Below are 25846 nucleotides of genomic sequence, written 5' to 3'. Positions count from 1 at the left end.
GCTCGCGCGGCAGCGGACGGCATCATGCCGTTCGCTGCCGCATTTTCTTGAAATCGGCGCGTCGTTTATGGCATCCTCCGCTGCTCTGCCGGCAGGGGCTGTCGGCGCCGTATGCGCGGGCGGGCCGATCCTTGACGATTGGCCTTGCGCCGCGTCCGTCGCCGTGGAGCCCCCATGGACAGTATTTCCGACATCGTGCGCCGCTTGGCCGAAAACGCCGAGGCCGTCTGCCGCCGCTATCTTTCGAACGGTCGCCGCGAAGGCCGCTACTGGCTCGTCGGCGATATCCACAATGCGCCGGGTCGCAGTCTCTATGTCCTGCTGTCGGCGGCAGGCGACACGCGCGCGCAGGTCGGCAAATGGACCGATGCGGCGAGCGGCGAGCATGGCGACCTGCTCGACATCATCGCCGCCAGTTGCGTGCATAGCGCGATGCGCGAAACGCTCGCCGAAGCCCGAAGGTTTTTGAGCCTGCCATTGCCGACGTCGTTCGGCACGCGATCGCCGCGTGCCCGCAAGACACCGGCCGGGACGCCTGTCACGGCGCGGCGCCTCTGGGCGGCGGCAAAGCCTGTCGGTGAGACGGTGGTTGCAGCCTATCTCGCGGCGCGCGGTATCGGCGTCGCCGGGAGCGGCGCTTGGCTGCGCTATCATCCTCGCTGCTATTACCAGGCGTCACGGGACGACGCGCCTGGCGTCCGTTCTGCATGGCCGGCCATGATCGCGGCGGTCACCGACGATCAGGACGATATCGTCGGTGTCCATCGCACCTGGCTCGATCCGGCAGGCGGCAAGGCTCCGGTCGCCTGTCCGCGCCGCGCCATGGGACACCTTCTCGGACATGGTGTTCGGTTCGGGCGCTCTGACGCGACTATGGCGGCCGGCGAAGGCATCGAGACGATGCTTTCGCTTCGCGAGGCCCTGCCGAGCCTCCCGATGATCGCGGGGCTGTCGGCGGCGCATCTTGCCGCCATCCGCTTTCCGCAGCCGCTGCGCCGCCTTTATGTCGCCTGCGATAAGGATCCCGCCGGGGCGGGTGCGCTGAAGACCCTTGTCGAACGCGGCGTCCATGCTGGGATCGAGGTCGTGCCGCTGGTCCCGGAGCGAGGCGATTTCAACGACGATCTCGGCGCGCTGGGACGAGCGCGATTTGCGGACCGGCTCGGGTGCCTGCTTCGGGGCGAAGACACAGCACGCTTTCTCGTTCGTTGAGGCGGCCGGGAGGGAAGGCGTGGGGGCGGGCGTGTCGGCGTTTGGGCGCGTGCGTCTCCGGGAGGGCTGCGCCTTCGGCCTTCGCTGGAGGGCGACTGCGGCACGCGGGGCCGGTACCGCAATGGCTTGCCGGGCGGCTATTTTCCGCCGGGGCTGACGCCCCTTTGCATCGCGATCCAAAATAGCCTTCGGCCGCCATCCTCCGCTGGCGCTCCGGCCGGGCGGGGGCAAGCCCCCTTCGGTGCGGACCCGGCCCGCGCGCCGCAAGGCGTCGCCGCGAAGGCCGCGAAAGGCGCGCGCCTTCAGCCGGAGAACAGCGCCATGACCTATGATGCCGAACAGCCCGATCCCGACGAACCCTTCGAACCCGGCGCGAGCGCGCATCTTCTCCAGGAAATGCAGCTCTACGGCCATCGTCCCTTCGAGGACGAACCCGACGGGCGCCCGCTGCCCGACGACCGGCTCGCCAGCGGCGCGGTCGCCGACATCTTCGATGCGCTTACGGGCTGTCTGATCGACACCAGGATCGAACCCGATCTTGAGGATTTGCTCTGGGGCGTCGTCAATCTCTTCCACGGCGCGGGCACGCGGATCGAACGCGATCTCGATCGCAACGAGGCGGCGCAGCGCGACCTGCAGCGCGAACAGGATGGCAGCGAAATCCGCTCGGTCGAACTCGAGCGCACGATCGCCGAGGGCATCACGATGATCGAGCGGCGCGATACGATGGAATTTTTCCGTGAATGTGCCGCCGAGCAATATCGCATCCATGCCCGCAAGGCCTGGCAGCCTCACACCGGCTCACGCATCCGCCACAAGACGATGACCGCTGCGATGATCGACAGCCGCGACTTCATGGACAAGCGTCTCCGCGAAAAGGCCAAAGCCCTGATCCCCGAGGGGACGCGCATCGCCTTCAGCGGTGGACCTTCCTGCAACGATCACCAGCATATCTGGTCGGCGCTCGACAAGGTTCATGCCCGCCATGCCGACATGATCCTGCTGCACGGTGCGACCCCGACCGGGGCCGAGCGTGCCGCCGCTTGCTGGGCCGACGCCCGCAGCGTGCCGCAGGTCGCGTTCCGGCCCGACTGGAACCGCGACAAGAAGGCTGCCCCGTTCAAGCGCAACGAGCGGCTGATCGACGCGATGCCCACCGGGCTGATCGTCTTCTCGGGGACCGGCATCCAGGACAATCTCGTCGACAAGGCGCGGGCGTTTGGCATCCCGGTCTGGGATTTTCGGATCAAGGAAGGGGCGTGAGGTGCCGATTTGGATCCGACGGCGCTTGCCATCCGGCGAGCGAAATTACACAGGTGAGAACAGTCATGCGAACCGATCTCGATCATCTCCCGGCCAACAAGCAGCGCGAGCTCGAGCGCGTGAAAGCGATCATCTTCGAAGAATTCGAGGATGCGATCGCGCTCGGCACCATGGGCTGGAAAAAGAAGGGCCGGATCGACAAGATCATCTTGTACGGCAGCTATGCGCGCGGCGGCTGGGTCGATGAGCCGCACACCGCCAAAGGCTATCGCTCGGACTTCGATCTGCTGATCATCGTCAACGACAAGCGGCTGACCGACAAGATCGATTTCTGGTCGAAGCTCGACGATCGGCTGACCCGTGAGCTTGCGATCGACAAGACGTTGCACACGCCGGTCAACTTCATCGTTCACACGCTGCAGGAGGTGAATGACGGGCTCGCGCACGGGCGCTATTTCTTCATGGACGTCGCGCGCGACGGGATCGCGCTCTACGAGTTTGACGACAAGGAGTTGCACAAGCCGAAGCCGAAGACGCCTGAGCAGGCGCTGGCGATGGCGCGGGAATATTTTGACGAATGGTTTCCGGCGGCCCTGCGAAAGTCCAAGCTGTCGAGTGATGCGATCGAGCAATCATTTACAAAGGAAGCCGCATTTCTCCTGCATCAGACCACTGAAACGCTATACCACTGCGCGCTTCTGGTCTGCACGTTCTACACGCCGCACGTTCACAACCTGGGCTTTCTGCGGACGCAAGCCGAGCGCCTCGATATGCGTTTGGTCGATGCTTGGCCGCGCGAAGTAAAAGCGGATCGATCGCGCTTCGAGAAACTCAAGGAGGCCTATGTGAAGGCCCGCTATTCGAAGCATTATCGCATCAGTGAGGAGGAGCTCCTCTGGCTGGCCGGATGTGTCGAGAAACTCGGCCGGGCCGTCCATGCCATCTGCTCCGAGCGCATCGTCGAGTTGGAAGCTCGCGTCGGCGCCTAAATCATTTTTTGCCTCGGAAACGCGCGAAACGCTCCCGACCTTCGATGACCTCCAAGGCGATATCTGCATTTCTGCATTCGTCGCCGCGGATTGATCCGTCCCTGCAATTGGCGGCGACCTCACGAGCAGCGTCGGGGTTCGCCTCGAAATATTGAACGCTTCGTGGTTCGCTTTGACCGCAGGCCGAAAGGCAAACGGCGAGGAGCAGAATGACGGGCGGTTTCAAAGGATCCTCCATGTTTGATGAGGAGGCAAAGATATCGAGATCTTCCTTGGTCGAAAGCGCAATTGCACCCGAATTGAGAGTCGATTGCGCCGTCGGCTTTGCGCCTCATGCACTAACCCGCTTCGCGGGATGGGCGCCTTGGACTGAGGTGGCAGGGGACGCAGGGACGTTGAGCTAGGCCGACAGTGGGCAGATCATGGAGCTCCTTCAACGAAGAGGAGCCTGCCATGACTATTGTTACGACCGACGCCCCGATCACCCCGCTTCGCCAGCGCATGCAGCACGATATGATGATGCGCGGGCTGGGTCGGCACACCCAGCAGGATTATATCCGCCACGTCCGACGCTTCGCCGCATTCCTTGAACGCCCGCCCGATACGGCAACGGCGGAGGATATTCGGCGCTTTCAGGTGCACCAGCACGAGCAGGGCGTCAGCCCTTCGACTATCAACGGGGCCGTTTCGGCGTTGCGCTTCCTGTTCGCTGCGACCCTCGGGCGGCGGGATCTGGCGCGCTCGCTGGTGATTATCCGCTATCGGCGCAAGCTGCCCGAGGTGCTCAGCGTCGAGGAAGCGGCGCAGCTGCTCGAGGCAGCGCCGGGGATCAAGTACAAGGCGGCGCTCGGCGTCGCTTACGGCGCCGGTCTGCGCGTGTCAGAGGTAGCGCACCTCAAGGTCGATGATATCGACAGCACCAGGATGCTGATCCGCGTCGAGCAGGGCAAGGGACGCAAGGACCGCAATGCGATGCTCTCGCCGCAGCTGCTGGAGCTGCTCAGGATGTGGTGGCGCGAGGGCAAGCGTCGCAACGTCATGCTTCCCCATGGCTGGCTGTTTCCGGGGCGCAGCTATACCGATCCGGTCTCGACGCGGCAGCTACACCGCGCGGTCCAGGAAGCCGCCGAGGTCGCCGGCATCCGCAAGCGCGTCAGTCCGCACACATTGCGCCACAGCTTTGCGACCCACCTGCTCGAGCAGGATGTTGATATCCGCGTGATCCAGGTGCTGCTTGGCCACAGCAAGCTCGAGACGACCGCGCTCTACACCAAGGTATCGACGCGAACGATCCATGCCGTCGCCGGCCCGCTCGAGCGGTTGACCGCCTTGATGGCAGACAAGGCGCCGCCCGGCTGAGCCGTGCAGACCTCGCTCGAGGTCGCCGATATTTTCCGCAGCGCTGGTCCCGCCTATCGGGCCGCCCATGCCGGGCACCTCAGCCTCCAGCAGCTCAAGGTCATGTCGGCGATCGAGCAATGCCGGACCGCGGCGCTCGGCGGCCATATCGAGGCCTGCGAGGACTGCGGCCACTGGCGCATCGCCTATAACAGTTGCCGTAACCGTCACTGCCCCAAGTGCCAGGGCGCTGCGGCGCGCGCATGGCTTGAAGCCCGCGAGGCCGACCTTCTCCCGGTCGGCTATTTCCACGTCGTCTTCACGCTGCCCGCCGAGGTCGCCGACATCGCGTTCTACAATAAGGCAGTGGTCTATGATCTCCTGTTCCGGGCGGCATCGGCGGCGATGCTGACCATCGCTGCCGATCCCAAGCACCTCGGCGCCCGGATCGGCATCACCGCTGTGCTCCACACATGGGGATCCGCGATGACGCACCATCCGCATGTGCACATGATCGTGCCCGGCGGCGGCGTCGCCCCCGGTGGGAAGCGCTGGATATCGTCTCGGCCTGCGTTCCTACTGCCGGTGCGCGTACTCGGACGGCTGTTCCGTCGCCTGTTCCTGACCCAGCTGCTGGCGCTGTACGATGCCCGGCGTCTCAGCTTTTTTGGGACGATGGTTCCGCTCGCCGAACGACGGACATTCCTTCGCCACCTGTCGCCGGCCCGGAAGAAGAACTGGGTCGTCTATGCCAAGCCCCCGTTCGCCGGGCCCGAGGCCGTGCTCGCCTATCTGTCGCGCTACACCCACCGGGTCGCGATCTCGAACCGGCGCCTGCTCGCGTTCGGCGATGCCGGCGTGACAATGCGCTATAAGGACTACCGCCGCGACGGCGCCGACCGCCAACGCGTCATGACACTCAGCGCTGACGAGTTCATCCGCCGCTTCCTGCTCCACGTTCTGCCGCGCGGCTTTCACCGCATCCGGCACTATGGCCTGCTTGCCGGTTCCACCCGGAGGGCCAGTCTCGCGCTCGCCCGCGAACTGCTCGATGTCATGCCGGATGCCGGGGATGCGCCTATCGACGAACCGGTCGATCCAACGCCGCTATGCCCATGCTGCGGCGGCAAGATGACCGTCATCGAGGTGTTTGTCCGATGGCGCCAACCTCGCGCCCCGCCGAGTGCCGCCGTTCCGATCCGGACGATCGCGTCATGAACCGGCATGGCTTATCCGCAAGAATGACCGCGCGATGCCGGCGCTGGCCAACGGGTCGCCTTGCGCCGATCGCCTCAGCGCGGTGCCACACGTCCGCTGAACGACGACAGATCGACGTTCCGGACCTCGATTATTATGGTCGAGGTCGCGTCTCGGGATGCCGCCTCGGCCGTCTTTCAACTGTGCGCGGCGGCATCCCGACCAGGCCAAAGCACAAATCCCCATAGCTCAGTCCCAGAGCCCACGCGGGTTCCTGCATGAGAGGCTTTTGTACGCTGAAGCGCCCGAAACCCTTCACCATCTAGGTCGTAGCTAGCCGCGAGACTGCTTCCCGAAACCGGCCGTTCGCGCAGGCCACTGGCTACTACCTGTCGCTTCCAGAAAAGCGGTGATAGGAGACGGCCTCAATGCCTAATTAGTCGCTGGAGATACCTTGTGGCAAACCAACTTGTCTTAAGTCCCGTGCAGCTTCCCACAGTCTCCACTTTTTCGGCTCCCATGTTGATGGCTCTAACGTCAGCCTTGGGCATAGATCGCTCGGTGCTGGCATCGGACAGTCAGATCCAGAACGCTTGGCAGAACCTTCCCCAGTTGCTGAGCAACATTCCTCCACATCTGAGGACTGAGGGTGTGATGCGGATGTGCGTGGCAGTCGCCACCGGCCTTTTTGATTCCGCCATAAACTACGCGTGGAACGCAGCGGTCGTTGAGCTTCGTGATAAAGTTAGACGCTTCGGTATCCATATAATACCGCAGATCATAGATAAGGACTTCGACGAGAAGAAGTTGCTCGATATGCAAGATTCGGAAATGCTGAATCTGTGCCTGAAACTGAACCTTATCTCCGAAACCGGTTACTTCATGCTCGATCAATGCCGGGACATCAGAAATAATTTTTCTGCTGCTCATCCAGTTATCGGGAATATCGATGAATATGAGTTCATCAGCTTCCTGAACCGGTGCAGTCGACACGCTCTTAGCGACGAACAAAACACTGCAGGCGTGGACATCAAGGAATTCATGACCGCGCTCAACGCCGCCGGCTTCTCTCAGGAGCAGATGCAGATTTGGTGTCAGCGCATCACGCAGACCTTCAACGCACAGCGCGACGCAATTTTCGGGATGCTCCACGGCATCTATTGCGATCCGACCAAGGAGGAACATTCTAGGGTAACGGCAATCACCGTCTGTAGCCATTTTTCTACAACCTTTTCGCCCAGTTCGATCTCGCTGCTCATCAATCAGCACCAAAAATATCAGGCAAAGGGTGAGCAAGAACGCTTCAAGGCTTCACAGGCCTTCTTCGAGAACCTCAAGATCATCGGGCTTTTGTCGGAAACGGAGCGGCACGCCCTGATCTCGACAGCTTGCAAGAACCTGATGACGATCCACCAGGGCATCAATAATTTCTACAATGAGGCGCCTTTTGCGGAGCGCGTCGCCAAACTCTCTGAGGGTCATCAAGTCCCGGAGACGGTCCGTCGCGAGTTCGTTGAGACCGTCGTCACCTGTTCGGTGGGCAACCCCTATGGAACGGCCAATTCAGCCGACTTCTACTATATGCAGATGATAAAGGGGTTCTCGCCGCGCGAGATACAAATGATGTTCGAAGTGGTCTCGGCTCATACGGTGTTGGCAGGGCGTGTTGCCTCGCATCACCGCTGCAAGACAAAGTTCAGGGAAATCGTCCATTCACTCCAGCCAAGCAGTATCCCAACCAGTTCAAAATCCGTCTATGACAAGTGGCTCCAATCCTAAACTGGACCATTAGGGCCAACTTGGATATCTGACCGCGGCGGCAACCGTAGTCTCATACGGGAACCGACATATCTCCGGGCTAGAAGCTATTTTATCAAGGTCTGGCGCCGCCAGCTCTCGACAGCTTTTTCGAGCGCAGCCGCAGCCGAACCGTCGGCCCAGCGATCCCAGAAGTCGATCGTTCCGCTGAGCGGCTCGTTGACGGGTTTTGCGATCCGGATGCGCGTCGGCAGCAGGATGGCGTCGCCGACAACAAGCGCCTCGCCAGTATCGAGGATCGGGAGCAGGTCGCCGAAGCCTCCGAGACTGTCGGGCAGCAGACGCCGGACGACATTCTGGTCGTCGCCGTTGGTAAGGCGCATCGCGATGAGATTGTTGCACTGGCTGACCACGGTGCGATTTACCTCGGCAGGGCGCTGGCTGATCACCACGAGTCCCACGCCATATTTGCGGCCTTCCTTAGCGATGCGCTCAAAAGTCGCTATCGCATTTTCGGCGGCGCCCGAGTTCGCGTCCTGCGGGATATAGAGATGGGCCTCGTCGCAGAAAAGAGCGACCGGATGTCGGGTACCCTGTGCGCTCCATTGCTGCACAAGGAAGGCTAGCCGGGCGACCATGCCGACGATCAACGGCAGAATGTCCGAGGGCACTTCCGAAAAGTCGATGATCTTCACGCCGCCGCGGCCGCCCTTCGCCGAACGTCCGCCGAGAAGGAGCGTCACCGCTTGGTCGAGCCAGGCATAGTCGTCGGCGACGCCCGCCGCCGGATACAAGAAGCCAAGACGGCGATCGGTCTGCTTTCCAGATAGCCTTTGGATCAGACGGCTGAGCTTACTGTGAAACTCGCCCTGCTTCTCAGTCCCCGCGCGCGCGCCTTCGACCATCTCGCTGTTTAGCCGGTCGAGCTCGGTCAATACATCTGAAATCGCGAAGGGGACAGGGCTGTCGATCGTAAAATTAGCAAGGATTTCGTTGTGATTTCCGGCTGTCAGGAAGCGCGTTTTAGCATCGATGATCGCGCGTGACATCACCATTGCCTGGTTGGGCGCATTCTGGTCGCTGCGATCGACAAACATCGAAACGAGCGCCTCGTAGCTCATCAGCCAATAAGGAAGGTGGAGCACACCGTCGGCCAGCGTCTTCCTGGCGTCGATGTCGCCCGGCCCGGCAACGCGGAGATGGACGAATCCGTCGCCCTGCATGGAGGCATATTCGCCGTGCATGTCGAAAACGATGGCGTTCGCGCTGTCGAGCTCGGCTACCTGTTCGAGAAGGCGCGCGGTGGTCCAGGACTTCCCTGAGCCGGTGCTGCCAACGACGAGCGCGTGGCGCTGAAACAGGCGGTTGCCGTTGATATAAGCCTCGGCATTGGGATCGAGCGTATAAGTTCCAAGCGACAGGCGCTGCGCCCCGCCGGTCACTTCGGAAATCACCCCCATGAAGCGCGTGAGATGCTCGCCTTCCATCGCGAAGCAATGCGCGTCGATCTCGGGGACCGTCTCAAGCGTGCGGCGGAACACATTGCTGCGTGCGCCATCCTTGTCGAGGAGGGTTCCGATCAGCGTGATGCGAACCAGATTGAGCTCGGGATGCGCTTCTTCGCCCTGTTCGACATCCGCGCGCTTCGATTCCTCGATCGCCGTCCGCGTAATCTTGTGAATAACGCCGATCAGCTTGTGCCCCGCGAGGCTGCTTCGAAGCGCGACGAGCCGATTGACCTGAAGCGCGCGGAGCCGTTCGACATCGTCGACGCGCACGATCACGGTTGTGGTGTCGACCGACTGGACGCAGCCCAAAGCGTCTTCGTCGGCGAAGTCCAAAATGCTCATGCACGTGCCCCTGTCATATGGTCGAGAAATGGATCGAGCTGCCACAGCGGCTTGTCGAGATCGAAACCGTCGGGAACGTCATGCATATAGGCGCGGGCGCCCGCCGGCCCGTCTTCGATCGCCAAATAGCGTCGGCATTGACCGCTTTTGAGGATCGTCCGCGCCGTCGGCGTCAGCTCCTTCGTGATCAGGACCAGCGGAACCGAATCCCAGTCGCAGCGGGCCTGAAGCTTTGCTTGCAGATGTTCGTCGTTGAACCCGTAACCAACGCAGAAGTAGGCGCGGGCTTTCTCTACCGCGGCATTGGCGCAGGCGAGGACCGTGGTGAAGGGCTCGCCATGCGTGAGGCGATATTTCTCGATGCCGGGTGTGATCATCAGCGGCGTGAGCGCAGCGGGTATCTTGAGCGCGCTCCGCACCCCGAAAATTTGCTGCGCTGAATCCTGGAACCAGTCGAGAGAGCCATGGACTTTCCAGATCGCGACGGTACGCACCGCGCGCCCGTCGACCGACACACGCGTTTTCGCGTTGCGCGCGCGCGTTTGCAAATAGCCGTAATTAAAGCCCGTAAAACAGGCGATATCTGCGGCATCTGCGGCATATTCGGCGACCCGGTCGTAATTGGGCGTCACGACGTCGATCGTCATATGCGTACTGTCGAACAGATGCCGGAAGAGCCGCGAGAGCGGCAAAGCGCGCCGATCGAGCAGCAGCTCTTCCAGCACAGTAAGATCGTAGGGCAGCAGAAAGTCGCGCGTCATGGTGACGATGAGATGCGTCTGGCGCACCGTCGGACGAATGTCCTGCATCGCGCTTTCCAGATCGATCCCGGCTTTAAGGTGCACGAGGAACTTTTGCCATTCGGCCTGCTCGTCGACGTTCCAGTCGGGATTGATCGCCGCAGTCGAGAGATGATCGGCAAGCGGCCCCATGCCAGGAATGCCATGCGCCGCCGACGCGCCGCTGCCCAGAATGATCACCGGTGCTGCGCTGATCGCCGACTGGGCAAATTCCTGCGCGTTCTCGGCCGCGCTCTTGGTCGACATTACAGATCCTCTCGGTGGGGTTAGGCGCGGCGGGACAGGGACGTCATGCGATCGCGATCCGCGTCGCATCTATCCCGCGATAGGCGCTCGTGCGGCAGCTCAGTACGATCACTTGCATCCGCCGCGACGCCTCGGTCAATATGTCGAGCATCGCGTCGAACCGGTCGTCGTCGGCAAAGACGAGCGCATCGTCGAGGAGAAGCGAAGCGGGTTTGCCCTTCTCGATCAGAAGGTCCGCAAACGCGATGCGGGTGAGGACCGCGAGCTGCTCCTGCGTCCCCTTGCTGAGATCGCTTGTGTCCTCCTCGCGCCCGCCGCGGGTCAGGAGCGTTGGACGAAGATCTTCGGAAAAGGAAATGCTCGCGCCGGGCAGCAAGCGGCCGATATAGGGCGCAACGCGCTGCGTGACGGGGGCCAGGAATTGCCGCGAGGCTTCAGTCTGTGCCTCGGCGATAGTCCGCGCGAGGAGTGACAGCATCGCGGCTTCCTCTTCGAGTTTGGCTTGCGCCGCGGCTGCGGCATCGGACAGCTCGGTGGCGGCCGCAAGGCGGCTCGCCGGGCCGACGCCGCCCAAGGTCTTGGCGCGCTCGGCAAGCTGCGAAATATCGCTGGCAAGGTCGACCCGGTCGTCGGCGAGCCGAACGCGTCGGCGCCGAAGGTTTTCGCGGCGCTGTGTAAGCTGAGTTTCATCGAGCCCTTCCACCGCGCGGCGGGCTTCGTCGCGAGCGACGGTCGTGCGCGCTTCGCCGGCGCGCGCCTCGACGAGTGCGTCCTCAAGCGCGGCATCGTCCTGATCGCCGATCGCAGCCTGGAGCTCCGTTTCGAAGCGCGCGACCTCGGCGGCGGTCTGTTCGATTGCCGCCGCGCATTTGACGCCGGCGATATTCGCGACGTGAAGCGCTTCGAGCGCGGCAGTGCGGCGTCCTTCGGTGGTGCGCTCTTCGGTTCGAGCCTTATTCCATTCTTCGTCGAGCGCGCCCTCGTCTTCGCTTTCTGCCGCGTTCGCCGCTGAGGGACGCTCCTCTTCGGCCAAGGCGCCGCGAAGCGCGTCGAGGCCCGCAGCGATGTCAAGCGCGTCGTCCGCTGGACAGGCGGCCTGGAGTTCCGCGGTGAGGCGCGCGACACGCTGCGCCAAGTCTACGCGCGTGCGTGCAGCTTCGCGCGCCGAGGCGGCGTCTTCGAAGCCGACCTTCGCCAAGAATGCCGTGAGATCCTGCTCGGCCGCGCGGTGCCGTGCCTGTGCCGGCTCGCCTGACGCAGGAGGCGTGATCGCCACCGTTCCGAAGCCATCGATTTCGAGCGTCTGCGCTTCGGTGACAAGCGTGCGGATATCCCAAGCTACCGCCTCGCCGTTGAGTCTTGCGGGCGGCGCGGCGGCCAGCAGGGCGATTTCGAGCGTTGCGGCGCCTGCGGCAGCCGCGGCTCTCGTTTCGGCAACCGTCTGCTCAAGGTCCTGGAGCTCGCGGCTCGCTTCGGGTGTCATCGCGGTGCCAGCGAGCTCTTCGGCCGACGCGCTTTGGTCGGATGCAATCGCCTCGGCCGCATCGAGCCGTTCAAAGGCAGCGGCAAGCGCGCGGTTGCGTACGCGGGCACCGCGCGCTCGCTGCGCCGTCTGTCGCGCGTCCTCGGCGGTGCGAAGCGCCGCACGGGCATCGTCGAGCGCGGTGACGGCGTCGCTTTCGGCGGTGCGGGCCGCCGCTAGCACATCGTCATGTTCTTTGGCGGCGACGCGAGCGCCTTCGGCGGCGGTTTCGGCGCGAACCAGCGCTTCGGCAAGGTCGCGGCGCTTAGTCTGGTGCGTTTCGAGGCGCTCGCGCTCGCCTGCGGCCTCGCGCAGAAGCGCCTCCGCAGTCTTCAGGCTCTGTGCTGCAGTCTTGGCGCTGTCGATGTCGGTATCGAGCTTGCGAATCTTCTCGAGCTCGGCGGGATCGTCGAGTTCATCGAGCAGGCGCCGTTGTTCGTTCCGCTTGGCGTCGAGACGATCGAGAGTCGTATCGAACTGGTCGAGCTCGGCTTGCGCGAGCCGCACGTCTTCGGCCGCTGCAGCAGCAGCGTCCTGTGCGGCGGAGAGACGCCGCGCTGGACGACCCGTAGCGGTGCGAAGCTCGGCGAGCGACCGCTCGACATTTTGCAGGATCGCTTGCGTCCGCTGTCCGCCGGTCACGAGACCAACTTCGCCGGCCAGCACATCCTCGAGGGTGCGGCGGGCACTAACCCCCGGCGATCCGATGATGAACGACTGACCCTGCTCGACCCACAGAAGCCCGAGCGCACCGCGGCTGTCGTCGTCGGCACCGCGATTGCCCGCTCGCGAAAATCCCAGAAGCTCTTGGAGGCGCTCCTCGGCCTCGTCGCCGGTTGCCCGTCCCGCTGCGCTCTCAAGCTCGACCGAAGCGGACTGGAGGAAGCGTTTGCGGAGGCGCCATCTCGTGCCGTCGATCTCGAAATCGAGCTCGACGGTGGGCGCGACCTCATCACCGTGCGGGCGAAAGGAGCGGATGCGGTCGCTCCGTGAGCCATGACGTTCAAAGAGGACGGCGCGCAACGCTTCGAGAATCGTCGACTTGCCTGCTTCATTCTGGTCGCAGAGCAGGTTGAGGCCGGGTTCGAAACCGGCGAGCCGCAGCGGCTGGCGAAATTTGCGAAAATTTTCGATCGTGAGTTCGTGAATCCGCATCAGCGTGCGTCCTGGCGCTCGGCGCGCTTCTGCTCGACATAGAGCCGCTCGAGGGCAGCGGCGGCCACCCTGCCTTCGGCGCCGCCGTCGGCCGCAGCCGCCTTCAGCGTCTCGGCCGCGGCACGGAGTACGCCGTTGGCATCGATTTCGGCGAGATCGGCATCGGTCGGGCGCGCAAACAGATCGGCAAGATTGAGGTCGAGCCAGCGCACCTCGTGTGCGAGTTCGCCTTCGAGGCGGTCGCGAAGCGCAACACGCTCGGCGAGCGTCAGCATCCCCGACAGCTTCAATCGCGCGACAAGGTGGCGGCGCTCAACGCCGGGCGCGAGCGCGGCGATCAGCGGGTCGAGATCGTCGATGGCGGCGAGCGACCAAGTCTCTGCGGCCCAATGATAGCGTCCTGTCTCGATGTCGGAAACTGCTGCCCGTTCGCCCGAAAGGTCAACGCTGAGCGCGACGCCGCTCAGCTCGCGCCCAAAATCGTCGGGCTCGGGGGTGCCGCTATAGTGAGTAAGGGAGTCGACGGCGATCCGCCCATGCCAGTCGCCGAGCGCAAGATAGGAAAGACCTGCGCGTGCCGCGCGGTCGGGAGCGATCGGGTTGGGCGTTGCGCCCGCCGACCCGAAATCGCGGATCGACCCATGTGCGAGCCCGACGCGCTTGACGCCTACTGGCGTTTCGGCCTGATCGAACCAGGCGGTCGGATCGTCTAGGCTGCGCTTGAACTGGAGCGGGGCGGGGAGGATCCAGAGGCCATCGCCGAGGTCGAGCGGCTCGGGTTCGAGGCAGACATCGACCGACGGCGGCGCTTCGCCGACGAGCCGGCTCCACAGGCCGCCCGTGCGCGCCGGATCGTGATTGCCTGGGAGCAAGATCCACCGAATATCGGAGGCCTGCGTCATGCGGGTGAGCGCCTGGCGATAGATTCGGTCGCCGGGCTCGGGGCTGTCGAAAACATCGCCAGCCACGAGAATGGTAGCGGCGCCATTCTGGCGTGCGCAAGCCGCGAGGGTGTCAATGACATCAAGCCGCGCCTCGAGCAGCGCGGCGCGCGCTTCTTCGGGCGCGCGCCCGAAGGGCTTTCCAAGTTGCCAATCCGATGTGTGTATGAACCGCATTATTTCCCCTCGCCCAAATCGTACATAACGTTCCGTGCGGCAAATTCGAGAGTAGAAATCAATGTGGGGATTGGCCGGTTAGTCCATTTCGAACCATTATTGAACAGCAGCTACTCGACCTTTTGCTAAGCAGACCGTAGGAATTTGCAACTGATCAAATTGCGCGCCGGACATACGAAATCCCGCGGCGGAGCAGAGAGGGCATTATTCCAAACGAGCGTCAAGCACCGCAAACACGCCGGCTGTGCTCCAGAGGTTGCGGTTGCCGATGACATAAAGTGCCTCCTTCGCCCTAGTTACAGCGACGTTTAAGAGGTTGGGCTGCTTCCCGGCCCAGCCGCGCGCGCCGGTTTGATCGGGATTGGGGGCGCCTAGCACGAAGATCACGGCTTCGGCCTCGCGGCCCTGCACCGTGTGAATCGTCCCGACGCGTTCAAAGACCCAGCTGCCGATGTCGGGGATGGCTGCATTGAGCGCGGCGCTCTCGCGAATCGCGGCGCGCAGCCCGTCGGCGACCTGCACGAAGGGCGTCACAACATAGAGGTCGGGCGCAATGCCTTTCGCGATGATCTGCTCAAGCAGGTGGACCGCTTCGTCGCCTTCCGCCGGACACCATTTGTCGCGTCCTGAACCTTGGACATCGATCCAGCGCGACGGGCCAAGGCAAGCGCGAATCGCCGAATTGCGGGGGGCCTTCGCCTGCACCATGAGATTTTCATAGGCGACGCTGTTGGCGATCTTGAACATCGGTTCCGAGCAGCGGCGGTGCACGAGCAGTGGTACCCCGACCGTCCGGCTGCCGGCGCCGGCCGGGAATTCGGCGAACCAGGCGGTGGCATCGTCGGCGAGGGTCTGGACCGATGCGGCCGGCGCGCTGAAGCGTTCGGCATCGACCCCGAAACTGCGACAAATGGCGCCGACAAGGCAATCGGGAAGCATCACGACTGGCGGTACCTGGATCGGATCGCCAACCACAATCGCATGGTTCGCACGCAGGAGCGCGCCGACCGCTTGCTGAGGCGCCGCCTGACCAGCCTCGTCGATGAGAAGCCAGCCGAGCGATTGGGGCGGGAGCTTTCCGAGCATCGCGGTGACCGAGGCGAAAGTCGTCGAGACCGCCGGCACAACGAGAAACAGGCTCGACCAGATATCCGGAATTACCGCGTCGCGCGCGGGTGAACCGAGACCCTTTCCATCCAGGACTTGCATCGCGAGGCCGAGATTGTGGCGAAGCGGTTTGGCCGCAGCATCGAGGAAGGCCCGGTGGAGATCCATTGCCGCTTCGAACAACGCATCGCGTTCGCGATGCTCAGCCTCGGTCAGCCAGGGCGCCGCTTTCTGAACGATTGTGTGGCCATTTTCGAAAAACTCCTCGTCGATGATATCGGCCGCACGCGCTCGCTTGTCGCGCCGCCATTCGGTCGCCATCGGCGCGAGCCGCTGGCGAAAAGCGGCCGCCTGTTTTGTGGCGCCAAATCCGAGCCAGGGCGAGCGGCCGAGTTTCAGAGACTTGCCTTCCGGCCATAATTTTTCCTGCGACGCGATCTGGCACGCCTCGACGAGCGCGTAGGAAAGCGGAGCGTGATCGGTTTTCCAGTCCCGATACCGGCGAGTGCCGAAGAGGCGGTGGAACCAGCCTGGCCGATCGGTGCCATGCTTTTCTGCTGCCTCGAAGCGTTGCTCGACAAGCGGGAGATGGATGCCGCGCACGCGCAGAAGCTCGATTTGCGCGAGCGTGTCGTTGACGCGTTTTTCAAGCTGACGGAAGTGCTCGCGCTTCTGCCGCCAATTGCCAAGTGCCTCGCGCCGGCTGCGCGGCGGATCGAGCGCGGTGACGATATGGGGTGGTCGTGACGGCTTGCCGGGCTCGTCGATCTCGACTTCCCGGCCATCAACCGCCTTCAGGTAAGCGAACAGACCATTGTCCGCGTTCCACCAGAAATCATCCTTGAACGCATAACGATTGGATGAATTGCCGAGAACCGCGGCGATCAACCCCCAACTCGGCGCGCCGACCATCTTTTGGGCAATGGGTTCTAAATATCGCATCTCTGAATCCGTGGCGATGGCGCCTTTCGCGGGCAGCTCGCCGCTGACATTTTCGACCGCTTTGTTGTTCGACGAGGCGACGAGCATCTCGAAGCCCTTGAGGCGCGGATCGAGGCGGTAGAGATGAATCCACGCCGCACCAGCCTTCAGCGTTTCGCCTGACGCCGTGAAGGCCTGCTCAGGATCCGCAAATCCAGCCATCACGCTCGCTCTTTCCGTCACGAGACCCGCGACGACATCGCGAAGCAGCGTCGTTTTTCCCGTGCCCGGCGGGCCGTTGACGGCCAATATCTCACCTGCCGCTGTCGCGGCGGCGAGGTTTACCGCAGCCTGCTGTATCAGGACCAGCGGGTGGCGGCCGGGCCCCGGCCACCGCCCGGCTGGAAAGGAGGCAGGAGCAACAGCCTGTTCGATTGCAGCGGTGTCGTGCTTGAGATCGCGCCGCTCTGCGGGAACTTTTGCGCCGAGGTAGCGCAGCAGCAATTCGGGTGCATCACGGCCGGCGCACAGCTTGCTCGCTGCCCCGAGGTCTTTCAGAAAAAAGCTGTTGAGGAGCAGCGCATCGGGCGGGTCATTTGACTTGAACGGGACGAGGCTGCGGACCGCGAAGCTTGGCGGACGAAGAAGTGCCGGGTCGATGGCATATTCGGCCGTCAGCCATTCATAGGCGGCGCGGATGGCTCTTTCGTCGAGCGGAAGGGGTTTTCCGTCGGCGCCTTCCCGGCACAGGCGCTTGTGCAGGGTTTCGCGAATGCGCTCCTCCTCGACCGGCCATCGTGCAAGCGCGGCCGGACCTTCGCGCAAGATGACAGGCAATCCCCAGCCGAAACTCGACAATGTGGCGCAAGCCTCGTAGATCGGTCGGCCGTCACGATCGACGATGACGACCGCGAGCGGCGTTTCGCCTCGAGCCTGCGGGCGCTCGGCACGCCCATCGCCGAAGCGCTGGAGCAGGTGGTCTATCGCGCCCGCCATGTCGATCGATCCGAGAACGATCTGGTAATAGAGCCGCTTTCCAGGCGGACCTTTTGCCCCGCCCTCCCATGGAAGGCCGCGATCAAGGCGCGCGATTCTCTTGATGTCGCCTGCAAGATCGGCGGGGCGCCGGTAGGTGGTCGGAGAAAGAACTTCGAGCGCGGTCCAGGCCTCCAATATGTCGACCGGCCGGTTCGACTGGTCGGCTCGCTCGGGCAGGGGCACGATGGGCGGTGCCGCCGCAGCCGGCATCGGGGCATCAGGGCGGACGCTGGCGCGCGCCGCCTGCCTTGTCTGCGGGCGGAGCGTCCCCGGGGCTGGCGCAGGCTTCGGCAACGGCTGGGTAATCTTCGTCGCGCGGGCCTTTGGCGTTTTTTGGGCCGCGGTCAGTTGGTCGCGCAACCGAACGGCGCGCGCTGTATTGCGGTGACGCAGTTCGGCGAGAATAAGCGCGTCGGTGGTCGCATCCTTGCCGGCGAGCGTTTCGAGTTCGGCGATGCCGGACTGAGCATAGGGACGGTTCTTGAAAGACATCTCGGCGACTTAGTTTCGTTTCCGGTGTTAGAGGGGCGAAGGCGCTTTGCGACGCGCGGTCGCTCCTTGTGAAGGCGGACCGATGAATTTCTAGTTCGTCATCCAGTCGATATAGCGCGCGATCCAATGATGTTCTTCGGGCGCAATCCGGCCGTCGGCCTCGATCACCCGCTTCGCATAGCCCGCCACGATCGGCCGCAGCGCAGCCGAGGCGCGGATGCGCTGCGCCGCGAGGACGAAGGCCTCGACGTCCGGCGCCATGCGCCGGATATGAGCCGAAATGTCGGCCTCGGGAAATGGCGCGTGGATTTCGGCACGGATCCACCAGGACGCGGTGAAGGTATCGATCTCGTCATTCTCGGCGGCGTCGACATGCCCGTCGCATCGCGACAGGAAAATGAGGGCGGTCAGGCCGGCGCCGAGGTCGGCACGCTGCACCGGCGACAGGCCCCAGCCGAGCGGGCTCGCCGAAATCCGGTCGTCGGCGAACGGCGCAAAATAGTCGGTGCCGCCGGCCAGTTCCTCGCCCGTCTCTGCGTCGTGGACGGCATCGATGCGCGTCATCAAAAAGACACGCTGCGCGCGGCGATGATGGCAAAAGGCCCGCAGATAGCGCTTGCCCTGGCCGGTTTCGATGCGGATGCAGCTGACCTGTCGCAGCGACGCGGCTCCCTTCGCGTCGCGATAGGCGATGATGATCGTCAGGCCATTGACGCTGTCGCCTGCGAGTTCGCGCATTGCCGCAAAATCGGCGGGTGCTTCATCGGAATCTTCATGCGGCAGGCGGGGCGCAAAGCCTTGCGGCGACGGCGCGTGCGGAACGCTTGCGCCGAATCTCTCGCGAACCAGTTCGAGTATCTGAAGCATATGAACCTCTGTCCTTTGTTACATAAGGGCAAATGATGGGGCGATGCTCATGACAGCGCCAGCGCGATGCGGCGGATCATGTCGGCTACGTCGGTTTCGAGATGCGCATGGCGCTTGACCCAGAAGCGGCGGAGCAGATCCTCCGGGATATAATCGTCATATTTTTCATGGGCGAGATTGGAGACGAACCGGCCAAGGGTCTCGATCGGCGGGCAACCGTCGAGCGCCCCGAGCACATGGGCCGCCTCGTCTGAAGGCGTGCCGAGGAGCGTCACCCCGACGTCGAACGTTTCGCATTCGAATCCGACCGATCCGAGCAGCACGGCGAACAGGCCGTTGGCGACGCTGCCACGCCAGGTCATGAGATGCGTATCCTTGCCGGCCGCGATCAGCGGCGTTCTCGCGAGGTCGAGGGCTGCGAACATGTCGCGCCCTTCCGCGAGCAACTGGGCAGCGACGGGGTCGAGATAGGCTGGCATGTCGGATGCGACGAGGGCGTCGCGGATCGCACCCGCGAGCCGATCGTGGATCGGTTCCCCCGACACGCGATCGAATTTGGGGATCCGCCCCGCGCGATGCGCGACGACCTCGACGACTTTCGCTGGGTCGTCGATCGCGACCGCGCGCCACCGGCGCCCGGCGAAGGACAGGATGCTTCCGACGGCGAGCGCATTGACGATCGGCAGCGTGCCAAGCGCCCGGCCCTGATTGACGAGGCGCCACTCTTCGTCCGTTTTGAAGTTGGCGTAAAAGTCGCGCGAGGCGGTGAGCCGTTCGCCAAGTGGCCCGAGCATCAACGACCCGTCGGGCGCCTGTTCGAGCATCGGCTCTTCGCCGCCGCCAAGCCCGCGCAGCAAATCCGCGAAATCGCCGGGTTCGATCGCCGCGAACGGTCCGTCGCGGCCGATCGCCCTGTAGAGTTGATCGGCGCGCTGCGCGCCGCGCTCTGCAATGCGCGACAGGAGCTGGTGGACGGTGACGGAGAGCAGGGCAGGGTCGCCCGACGGCGGCTCCACGAAGCGCTCGGCAAGCAAATGCAACGCCGCGACCGATTGCGCGACCGGAAGATGGAGCCGATCGAGCGGATCGGCGTCGGCTGCCAGATAGGGCTCGCGGATATAACCCCGGAAAATGGCGGCGCTGCCTTCCCGCCGCCCGGACCGGCCAAGCCGTTGACGCAGCGAAGCGAGCGAGCGCGGTGCCCCGAGCTGGGCAACGCTGTGGACCGACCCGATATCGATGCCGAGTTCAAGCGTCGTCGTGGCAACGGCAGTGGTGGGGAGGCGATCCTCCTTGAGGCGCGCCTCAACCTCTTCGCGCAATTCCTTGGCAAGGCTTCCATGGTGCGGGAAAAACTCGTTTGGCACGCCGCCGTCTTCGGACAAGGTCCTGAGGCGGTCGGCGAGTGCTTCGACATTGGCGCGCGAGCCGGCAAAGAACAGGTTGTTCTTGCCGCGCAGGATCTCGTGCGCGTGACGCGCGATCTCGGCTAGCGCACTGCGAGCCTCAAGGTCTGCTGTTGGCGGGCTGGTCTCGGGCGGCTCGACGACGGCACGCACCTGGAGCTTTAGCGGTGCGCCGCCGCCGTCGACCGCGATAATCTCGGGTTGCGGGCCCTCGCCGGCGAGCCACTCGGCCGCATGCTGTTTGTCTCCAAGCGTTGCCGACAGGCCGATGCGGCGCGCGCGGCTATGCGAAATGGCGTCGATCCGATGCAACAGGCTCCACAGATGCAGCCCGCGCGGGCCCTGAAGAAACGCATGGAGTTCGTCGATCACAATCGCGTCGAGCCGCCCAAACAGGGCCTCGACGCTCGCGGGTCGTCGCACGAACATCGCCTCGATAGATTCAGGCGTGATGAGCACAACACCCTCAGGTGACTTCAGTAGCCGCGTCTTCGGGCCTTGGGGGGCGTCGCCATGCCAGCGCGTCAGCCCGATTTCGAGATCCGCGCAGAGGCCTTCCAGCCTTTTATGCTGGTCGTTGATGAGGGCTTTCAGCGGCGCGACATAGAGGATTGCGACCCCGCGATCCTGCCGTGCAGCGGCCGCGCCGAGAAGCGGCAGGAAGGCCGCCTCCGTCTTTCCAGCGGCAGTCGTCGCCGCGATGAGGACGTCGCGGCGGTGACCCCCAATGGCCGTGATAGCGCGCGTCTGGACTTCGCGCAGCTGCGACCAGCCCTGCGCACGCACCCAGCGCTGGACCTGCGGATGCAGTCGGTCGAACGCTGCGGCATGGTCAGAGAGTGAAGTCGGCAAGGCCGTCGTCTTCAGCCGCGATAGCCTCTTCGGCTGCTCCATCGTCCTGCTCGAGCGCGATCGCACCAAGAAGCTGCGTCCATTCAGCGCCCGGATTCTGTTCGAGAACGGCCAGAAACTGCACGAACGCCTTGATCGTGTTGCGCGGGGTCCGGAAATACGCCTCGCCGATCCGCTTGTTGCAATGCTCCATGAAGGCAGCGAGCGCCGCATCGGGAACGAGATATTGTGAAACATCGCCAAGCGCGAAGACCGACCGGATATTGCCGAGCAGCACGAGGAAATCCTCGGGGGACAGATTCTGGAGCCGGATAACGGGCCCCGTCATGTCGACGAGGCCCTGCGCCGCAAACTGATTTTCGGCGAGCCGCGACTGGAGCGCTTCATAGCTGTAAAGCCCGCGCCGGCTGTCCATCAGAAATTCGGGAGTGCCGCCGAAGATGAAGCCGAGACCTTCCGAGCTGCCCTGCAGCATGTCGTTGACGATCCGCAGGATCTGCTCGAAATTCTGGTTGCGGGCCTGAGCGCTTTGCAGCTTGTAGATGTTCACCATCTCGTCGAACACGACGACAAGACCCGAATAGCCCGCCAGCCGCACGAATTTCGCGAGAAGTTTCAGGCTGTCATAGACATCGGCGTCGTCGATGATCGAGCGCACCCCGAGCGCCTGCCGCGCCTCGGTCTTTGTCGGATATTCGGCGCGCAGCCAACGCAGCGCTGCCGCCTTGAGGGCGTCGTCACCGGCTTCGCTCCCGCGCCAATAGCATTTGAGGACCTGCGCGAAATCATGGCCTCCAACAAGGTCCTGGATCTCGCCGAGGCGCGTGTGGATGGCTTGCTCGACCGTCCCGCCTCCGGTCTCGGCCTCCTTGACGCATTCGCTGATGAAGCGTTCGACGACACTTGACAGCGCGCCGCCATCGGCTTTGGTCCGGGTTGCCATGTGCCGCACCGCCTCGGCATAAAGACCGCGGGCCTGCCCGCCCGTCGCATGGATGCGGCGGTCGGGGGCGAGGTCGGCGTGAATAGTAACGCATCGCCGCTCGAGCGCGATCAGCCGGACGAGGCTCAGGAAGAAGGTCTTGCCCGCGCCATATTCGCCGATGATGAACCGCACCGACGAGCCGCCGTCGGCGATCCGGTCGATGTCCTTGACGAGCGCGCCGACCTCGATCGCGCGGCCGACCTGGATATGCTGGAGGCCGACGCGCGGAACGACGCCGGCGGCCAGCGCCTGGACGATGGTGTCGCGTTCGCGGGGCTTCACCTGTGCGGGCTGAGTCATGGCTTTTGGATCATTCCTTTGAGGATGGCTAGAATATGTGGCTGCAGGCAGTAGATGTCCTCATCTTCGATCGCGACCTCGTCGAGGATATCGAACGCCCAATCGTTGATCGTCTCAATCGCACCGCCGGGAAGGAGCTTCTCGCGCTTACAGAGCGAGGCAAAGGCATCGGCTTCAAGGGGCGTCTCGATGAGCGCCATAAGAAGATGGCTATGCGGAGCATCGAGCCCGGCGAACAGCGCTTGTACTTCGGCCTGCGGCGGTGCTGCCGGTTCCGGTTCGGTTTCTGGCTCCTCTTCGCGGAAGATCGAGGCGAGCATGGTCGAGACGGCGGCCGTTTCTTCGCGAATGCGAGCGAGCTTGTCGCCATCGATATCGCGCGAAACGCGGGCCGCGGCCTTGTCCGGTGCCGGTGACGGCGTGCCGGGCCCGGAATGGAGCCGCGAATAAACTTCGTCCTGCGGCTTCCCGAGCAATTTGTAGAGCCCCTCGAGAAAGCGGACCTCGGTCGGGGTCACGCGCTGGTCGGCAAGAACGGCATTGATGACCGACTGCAGAACCATTTCCTTGTCGGCAGGAGTGAGATCAGCAACGCGCTTGGTCGCGGCGCGGAGCTTAGGCGGGTTGTGGACAAGCGCATGCATGTGCGCCTCGAGCCGCGTGCGCTCCGCCGGCGTGAGTTCATTGAGTGCTGCAAGATCGCGCACGATCGATTCCAGTTCGGCCTCGACGACCAGATTGTCCGCCTGAGCTGCGAGAACCGCAATTTCCACCATCGTTCGCGCAACATCGTACCGGCCGCTGCCGGCCGCAGGCGCGCCCGGGGCGGCGGCGAACAGGCACAACGTCATATCCTCGTCGAGCGTCGGAGCCGGTCCAAAACGCTTGTCGGGTTCGAATCCGACGTCCATCGCATCCAGAATGTCGCCGAGACGCTTCTGATAATTTTGCCTTTTCTCCTTGGCCTCATGGGCGCCGGGGCCCAGCAACAGGTCAAGGATCTCCGCGAGCTTGACAGGTGCGAAGCCGGTCCCTGCGATCCGTTCGCCAAGCTGACTTCGCACCTGCGCATAAGGGCCCGAAGGATCGCGTGATCGGACCGGGATCGGGGCGAGCGCGGCAGCGAGCACCGAGCCTTTCTCGGCTGGGTGACGGCCGAGGAAGCGGCTCAGCGGATCGAGCGCATCGGTACAGTCGTTGAGCAACTGCTCGAACTTGGCTACGGGGGCACTGATCGCTGCAATGTCGGGAAGATGATCCAGCGACTCGATGGCGTTGAATTCGCTGCTTGCCGAGCGATATTGATAATTTAACCGGGTCTTGGGTTTGGCGACCTTGATACCGCCCGGAAAGCGCGCCTCATATTCATGGTGCCAGAGCGCTTTGAAGTCGTCGAAGCAGCGTTTCGCTGCGGTGCGGGGCCAGATCTGCGGATGCGCAAGCGTCCAGCAAAGCGCATCCTCGGGACCTATCGGCTCGCCGTTAGCGACTTTCTCGCCGAGGTAGAGCCGGACCGGCATCGGTATTTCCCATCCATAACGAGGATCGATCGATGCGGTGAGACTGTCAGGGGCCGATCCGTGCAGCACCTGCGCGGCATCCATCAGCGAACGGGCGTATCCGGCAAAACTATGATGGCCGCCATAAACCGACATGAGCGCATCCAACTCGCAGAGAATGGTGTCAGATTCGTCGGCCGCCTTCGCTTTGATGAGGCGCCTTTCCAGACCGTAGAAATAGAGGAAAACATAGCCGAGCGGCGTCGCCGGATCGCGCCTGCCGCCGGCCAGCCATTCGATATAGGCCCGCCGGGCGCCCGGCTGAATCTCGCTATAATGGGGCCAATAGCCGAGGCTGCTGCCATTGCGGTCGGACCACGCCCCTAATGGAAGCGCGGGATCGACGAGAGCGCGGTGCCGACCCTCCTGCTTGGTCGGCGCACCGAAGTAGAGAAGTTCGGCATCGAAATCGATGTCGCCGACTGTCACCGTCGTCGCCTTTGCAATCCAGCGTTCGGGGGCGGCGTTGCGTCCGGCCGATGTTCGAGGGCGACCCGTCTCCGCTGCCGTCTTGGAAGAAAAGAGCGATGAGAGGGCGCTGTGAAATCCCATCGCTGGCTGCTCGCTTTCACGCGCCACCGCCGCCGCATGTATCGCTCGCTCTGGCTGTTGTGTTGGAATTGGCTCGGGAGGACGGATCGAAGGGGTGGCGGCGCCGTGCCGCCTTTCGGCATAGTGCCGGGCCTGGTCAAATGTCGTAAATATATAGCCGGCGCACGCAAAGCGACCGTCATCGGTTTCATGCACTTCGGGCCAGCCCGGGAAAGGCGGGGCGGGCGTGCTCGCCGGGCTGTCGGGTTCGGCGACGACCGTCGGTTCAATTGGCACGACCTCGGTCATGGAAGGCAAGCTTACGGGAGGCAGTGTAGAGGGGCGCGGCGCCCCTGCGGGAAAAGCGGGCTTGCGCCGCCGCTCAGCCTCCGAGCGCGCCTGCTCAAAGCTCGAATAGCTCAGCCCACCGCTCGCATAGCGCCCGTCTGCGGTGCGCTTAACGTCGGGATCGCTCGTATCACCCGCCGGTTCGGAGACCGGACGCTCGGCCGAGACGCGATCGGCGAGACGCGCATGCGACGGAAGCGGGCGAAGAGGGCTGCGTTGCTGTTCGGCGAAATCGCGCGCCTGTCGTTCGGTCATAAAGCTGAATCCGCCTGCCACGAACCGGCCGTCGCTGCGCGCCTCGACCTCGGTGCCTGTGAGCGGTGCCGTGGCGCACGGCGCGTCCGGTGCACCCTGCGCGGCCTCTTTTTGAGGGAATGGCAGCCGACGGCGTCCTCGATCGAGCGAGTCCTCGTTGACCGTATCGCTGTGTCGGGCGACAGGCTTGCTCGGGAGCACCATCAGCAGCAGGGACACTGCAAAAAGCGCTAGACCGATGGGCGGCGCTATGAGCAACGCAAGGTAGGCGACGCCGTTGATCAGCGCCAGCCAACCAGTCAGTCCGATGTCGCGGAAGCGGCGAACCTGAAGCGCGAACCAGGGCACCGCGGTTGCGAGCCACCACAGCAAATAAGCGAGAACTGCACGTGGCGCGTCGGCGGCTGGGTCGACGGCGTTGCCTATCTGGGCGTCGAAAAGCGAGCCGAAGACAGTGAGCACGAAGACAAGCGCTGACAGGCTGAAGAACAGCCAGAATTCACTTCGATCCGACCGACCCTGAAAATCAGCGTAGCGCCATAGAGGCCGCAACAATTTCGCCATCGCGCCGCAAATTCCCCCTCGACCCCGCAGGCAGCTTGTCGAACGTACGGCGGATAAACAAGCGATTATCGACATATTAGCTTGAGACGACGCAGCAACCCTTTCGCCGGGTCACGCTGAAAGCCCGTCTTCAAAGCTGCTTCCGCTATGGGATGCGCTTCTCAAGAAAATAG

The 25846-nt window shown here is 63.6% G+C and carries 17 protein-coding genes; 7 read left to right on the top strand and 10 right to left on the bottom strand.

Going from position 1 to position 25846, the window contains the following annotated elements; all coding sequences use genetic code 11:
• The first annotated feature begins 174 nt into the window (after nucleotides 1-174).
• The 3 genes from B4F07_RS05140 to B4F07_RS05130 all read left to right on the top strand — a co-directional run bounded on the left by B4F07_RS05140 (nucleotide 175) and on the right by B4F07_RS05130 (nucleotide 3464).
• Nucleotides 175-1212, top strand: coding sequence for a DUF7146 domain-containing protein (locus B4F07_RS05140; RefSeq protein ID WP_293702629.1), 1038 nt, complete (start codon nucleotides 175-177; stop codon nucleotides 1210-1212).
• 321 nt (nucleotides 1213-1533) lie between these two features.
• Complete coding sequence (locus B4F07_RS05135) at nucleotides 1534-2475, top strand: DUF2493 domain-containing protein (protein WP_293702627.1); 942 nt, start codon at nucleotides 1534-1536, stop codon at nucleotides 2473-2475.
• Nucleotides 2476-2540: 65 nt separating this feature from the next.
• Entirely contained in the window at nucleotides 2541-3464 is a 924-nt protein-coding gene (locus tag B4F07_RS05130) for a nucleotidyltransferase and HEPN domain-containing protein (RefSeq protein ID WP_293702624.1), read from the top strand.
• Nucleotide 3465: 1 nt separating this feature from the next.
• Here B4F07_RS05130 and B4F07_RS05125 read toward each other — a convergent pair whose 3' ends face one another.
• Nucleotides 3466-3690 carry an EexN family lipoprotein gene (locus B4F07_RS05125; RefSeq protein ID WP_293702621.1) on the bottom strand — a complete coding sequence of 75 codons (225 nt, stop codon included), beginning with the start codon at nucleotides 3688-3690 and terminating at the stop codon, nucleotides 3466-3468.
• 227 nt (nucleotides 3691-3917) lie between these two features.
• Here B4F07_RS05125 and B4F07_RS05120 point away from each other — a divergent pair, with 227 nt between their 5' ends.
• From B4F07_RS05120 to B4F07_RS05110, 3 genes are all read left to right on the top strand, one after another.
• Nucleotides 3918-4823, top strand: coding sequence for a tyrosine-type recombinase/integrase (locus B4F07_RS05120; protein ID WP_293702618.1), 906 nt, complete (start codon nucleotides 3918-3920; stop codon nucleotides 4821-4823).
• 3 nt (nucleotides 4824-4826) lie between these two features.
• Complete coding sequence (locus B4F07_RS05115; RefSeq protein ID WP_293702615.1) at nucleotides 4827-6020, top strand: IS91 family transposase; 1194 nt, start codon at nucleotides 4827-4829, stop codon at nucleotides 6018-6020.
• A gap of 435 nt (nucleotides 6021-6455) precedes the next feature.
• On the top strand, nucleotides 6456-7778 hold the full coding sequence (locus tag B4F07_RS05110; protein ID WP_293704569.1) for a hypothetical protein: 1323 nt from the start codon (nucleotides 6456-6458) through the stop codon (nucleotides 7776-7778).
• Nucleotides 7779-7864: 86 nt separating this feature from the next.
• On the opposite strand, the gene B4F07_RS05105 is transcribed toward B4F07_RS05110, so the two are convergent.
• The 5 genes from B4F07_RS05105 to B4F07_RS05085 form a co-directional block, all read right to left on the bottom strand.
• A complete protein-coding gene (locus B4F07_RS05105; RefSeq protein WP_293645124.1) occupies nucleotides 7865-9607 on the bottom strand; it encodes an ATP-binding protein in 1743 nt (580 codons plus the stop codon).
• The gene (locus B4F07_RS05100) at nucleotides 9604-10653 is read right to left on the bottom strand and encodes an SIR2 family protein (protein WP_293702610.1); all 1050 of its coding nucleotides are present in this window, start codon (nucleotides 10651-10653) and stop codon (nucleotides 9604-9606) included. The genes B4F07_RS05105 and B4F07_RS05100 overlap by 4 nt, the downstream gene beginning before the upstream one ends.
• Nucleotides 10654-10696: 43 nt before the next feature.
• A complete protein-coding gene (locus tag B4F07_RS05095) occupies nucleotides 10697-13330 on the bottom strand; it encodes an AAA family ATPase (protein ID WP_293702607.1) in 2634 nt (877 codons plus the stop codon).
• Complete coding sequence (locus B4F07_RS05090; protein ID WP_293702605.1) at nucleotides 13330-14448, bottom strand: metallophosphoesterase family protein; 1119 nt, start codon at nucleotides 14446-14448, stop codon at nucleotides 13330-13332. The genes B4F07_RS05095 and B4F07_RS05090 overlap by 1 nt, the downstream gene beginning before the upstream one ends.
• A gap of 204 nt (nucleotides 14449-14652) precedes the next feature.
• On the bottom strand, nucleotides 14653-16980 hold the full coding sequence (locus B4F07_RS05085; RefSeq protein WP_293702602.1) for a DEAD/DEAH box helicase: 2328 nt from the start codon (nucleotides 16978-16980) through the stop codon (nucleotides 14653-14655).
• Between the two features lie 252 nt (nucleotides 16981-17232).
• Between B4F07_RS05085 and B4F07_RS05080 the strand changes: the two genes are divergently transcribed.
• Complete coding sequence (locus B4F07_RS05080; RefSeq protein ID WP_293702600.1) at nucleotides 17233-18078, top strand: hypothetical protein; 846 nt, start codon at nucleotides 17233-17235, stop codon at nucleotides 18076-18078.
• An 18-nt stretch (nucleotides 18079-18096) separates the two neighbouring features.
• Here the strand turns inward: B4F07_RS05080 and B4F07_RS05075 are convergent, their stop codons facing one another.
• From B4F07_RS05075 to B4F07_RS05060, 4 genes are read right to left on the bottom strand one after another with little or no spacing between them, the layout of a single operon-like run.
• Nucleotides 18097-18873 carry a WYL domain-containing protein gene (locus B4F07_RS05075; RefSeq protein WP_293702597.1) on the bottom strand — a complete coding sequence of 259 codons (777 nt, stop codon included), beginning with the start codon at nucleotides 18871-18873 and terminating at the stop codon, nucleotides 18097-18099.
• A 47-nt stretch (nucleotides 18874-18920) separates the two neighbouring features.
• Complete coding sequence (locus B4F07_RS05070) at nucleotides 18921-21131, bottom strand: DEAD/DEAH box helicase (RefSeq protein WP_293702595.1); 2211 nt, start codon at nucleotides 21129-21131, stop codon at nucleotides 18921-18923.
• Nucleotides 21112-22416: an ATP-binding protein gene (locus B4F07_RS05065; protein ID WP_293702592.1), complete on the bottom strand. Its 1305-nt coding sequence runs from the start codon at nucleotides 22414-22416 to the stop codon at nucleotides 21112-21114. Before B4F07_RS05065 ends, B4F07_RS05070 begins: the two co-directional genes overlap by 20 nt.
• Nucleotides 22413-25673 carry a TerB N-terminal domain-containing protein gene (locus tag B4F07_RS05060; protein WP_293702590.1) on the bottom strand — a complete coding sequence of 1087 codons (3261 nt, stop codon included), beginning with the start codon at nucleotides 25671-25673 and terminating at the stop codon, nucleotides 22413-22415. Before B4F07_RS05060 ends, B4F07_RS05065 begins: the two co-directional genes overlap by 4 nt.
• Between the last annotated feature and the right edge of the window lie 173 nt (nucleotides 25674-25846).

This window comes from Sphingopyxis sp. UBA6723, from assembly GCF_002454115.1.
Lineage (GTDB): Bacteria > Pseudomonadota > Alphaproteobacteria > Sphingomonadales > Sphingomonadaceae > Sphingopyxis.
Note: the sequence above shows the minus strand (reverse complement) of the source record. Positions and strands in the feature narration are given on the sequence as shown.

What these genes read in the sequence shown, in the direction of transcription:
- B4F07_RS05140 (WP_293702629.1), top strand. Translation starts at nt 175, where the DNA reads ATGGACAGTATTTCCGACATCGTGCGCCGCTTGGCCGAAAACGCCGAG.
- B4F07_RS05135 (WP_293702627.1), top strand. Translation starts at nt 1,534, where the DNA reads ATGACCTATGATGCCGAACAGCCCGATCCCGACGAACCCTTCGAACCC.
- B4F07_RS05130 (WP_293702624.1), top strand. Translation starts at nt 2,541, where the DNA reads ATGCGAACCGATCTCGATCATCTCCCGGCCAACAAGCAGCGCGAGCTC.
- B4F07_RS05120 (WP_293702618.1), top strand. Translation starts at nt 3,918, where the DNA reads ATGACTATTGTTACGACCGACGCCCCGATCACCCCGCTTCGCCAGCGC.
- B4F07_RS05105 (WP_293645124.1), bottom strand. Translation starts at nt 9,607, where the DNA reads ATGAGCATTTTGGACTTCGCCGACGAAGACGCTTTGGGCTGCGTCCAG.
- B4F07_RS05100 (WP_293702610.1), bottom strand. Translation starts at nt 10,653, where the DNA reads ATGTCGACCAAGAGCGCGGCCGAGAACGCGCAGGAATTTGCCCAGTCG.
- B4F07_RS05095 (WP_293702607.1), bottom strand. Translation starts at nt 13,330, where the DNA reads ATGCGGATTCACGAACTCACGATCGAAAATTTTCGCAAATTTCGCCAG.
- B4F07_RS05090 (WP_293702605.1), bottom strand. Translation starts at nt 14,448, where the DNA reads ATGCGGTTCATACACACATCGGATTGGCAACTTGGAAAGCCCTTCGGG.
- B4F07_RS05075 (WP_293702597.1), bottom strand. Translation starts at nt 18,873, where the DNA reads ATGCTTCAGATACTCGAACTGGTTCGCGAGAGATTCGGCGCAAGCGTT.
- B4F07_RS05065 (WP_293702592.1), bottom strand. Translation starts at nt 22,416, where the DNA reads ATGACTCAGCCCGCACAGGTGAAGCCCCGCGAACGCGACACCATCGTC.
- B4F07_RS05060 (WP_293702590.1), bottom strand. Translation starts at nt 25,673, where the DNA reads ATGGCGAAATTGTTGCGGCCTCTATGGCGCTACGCTGATTTTCAGGGT.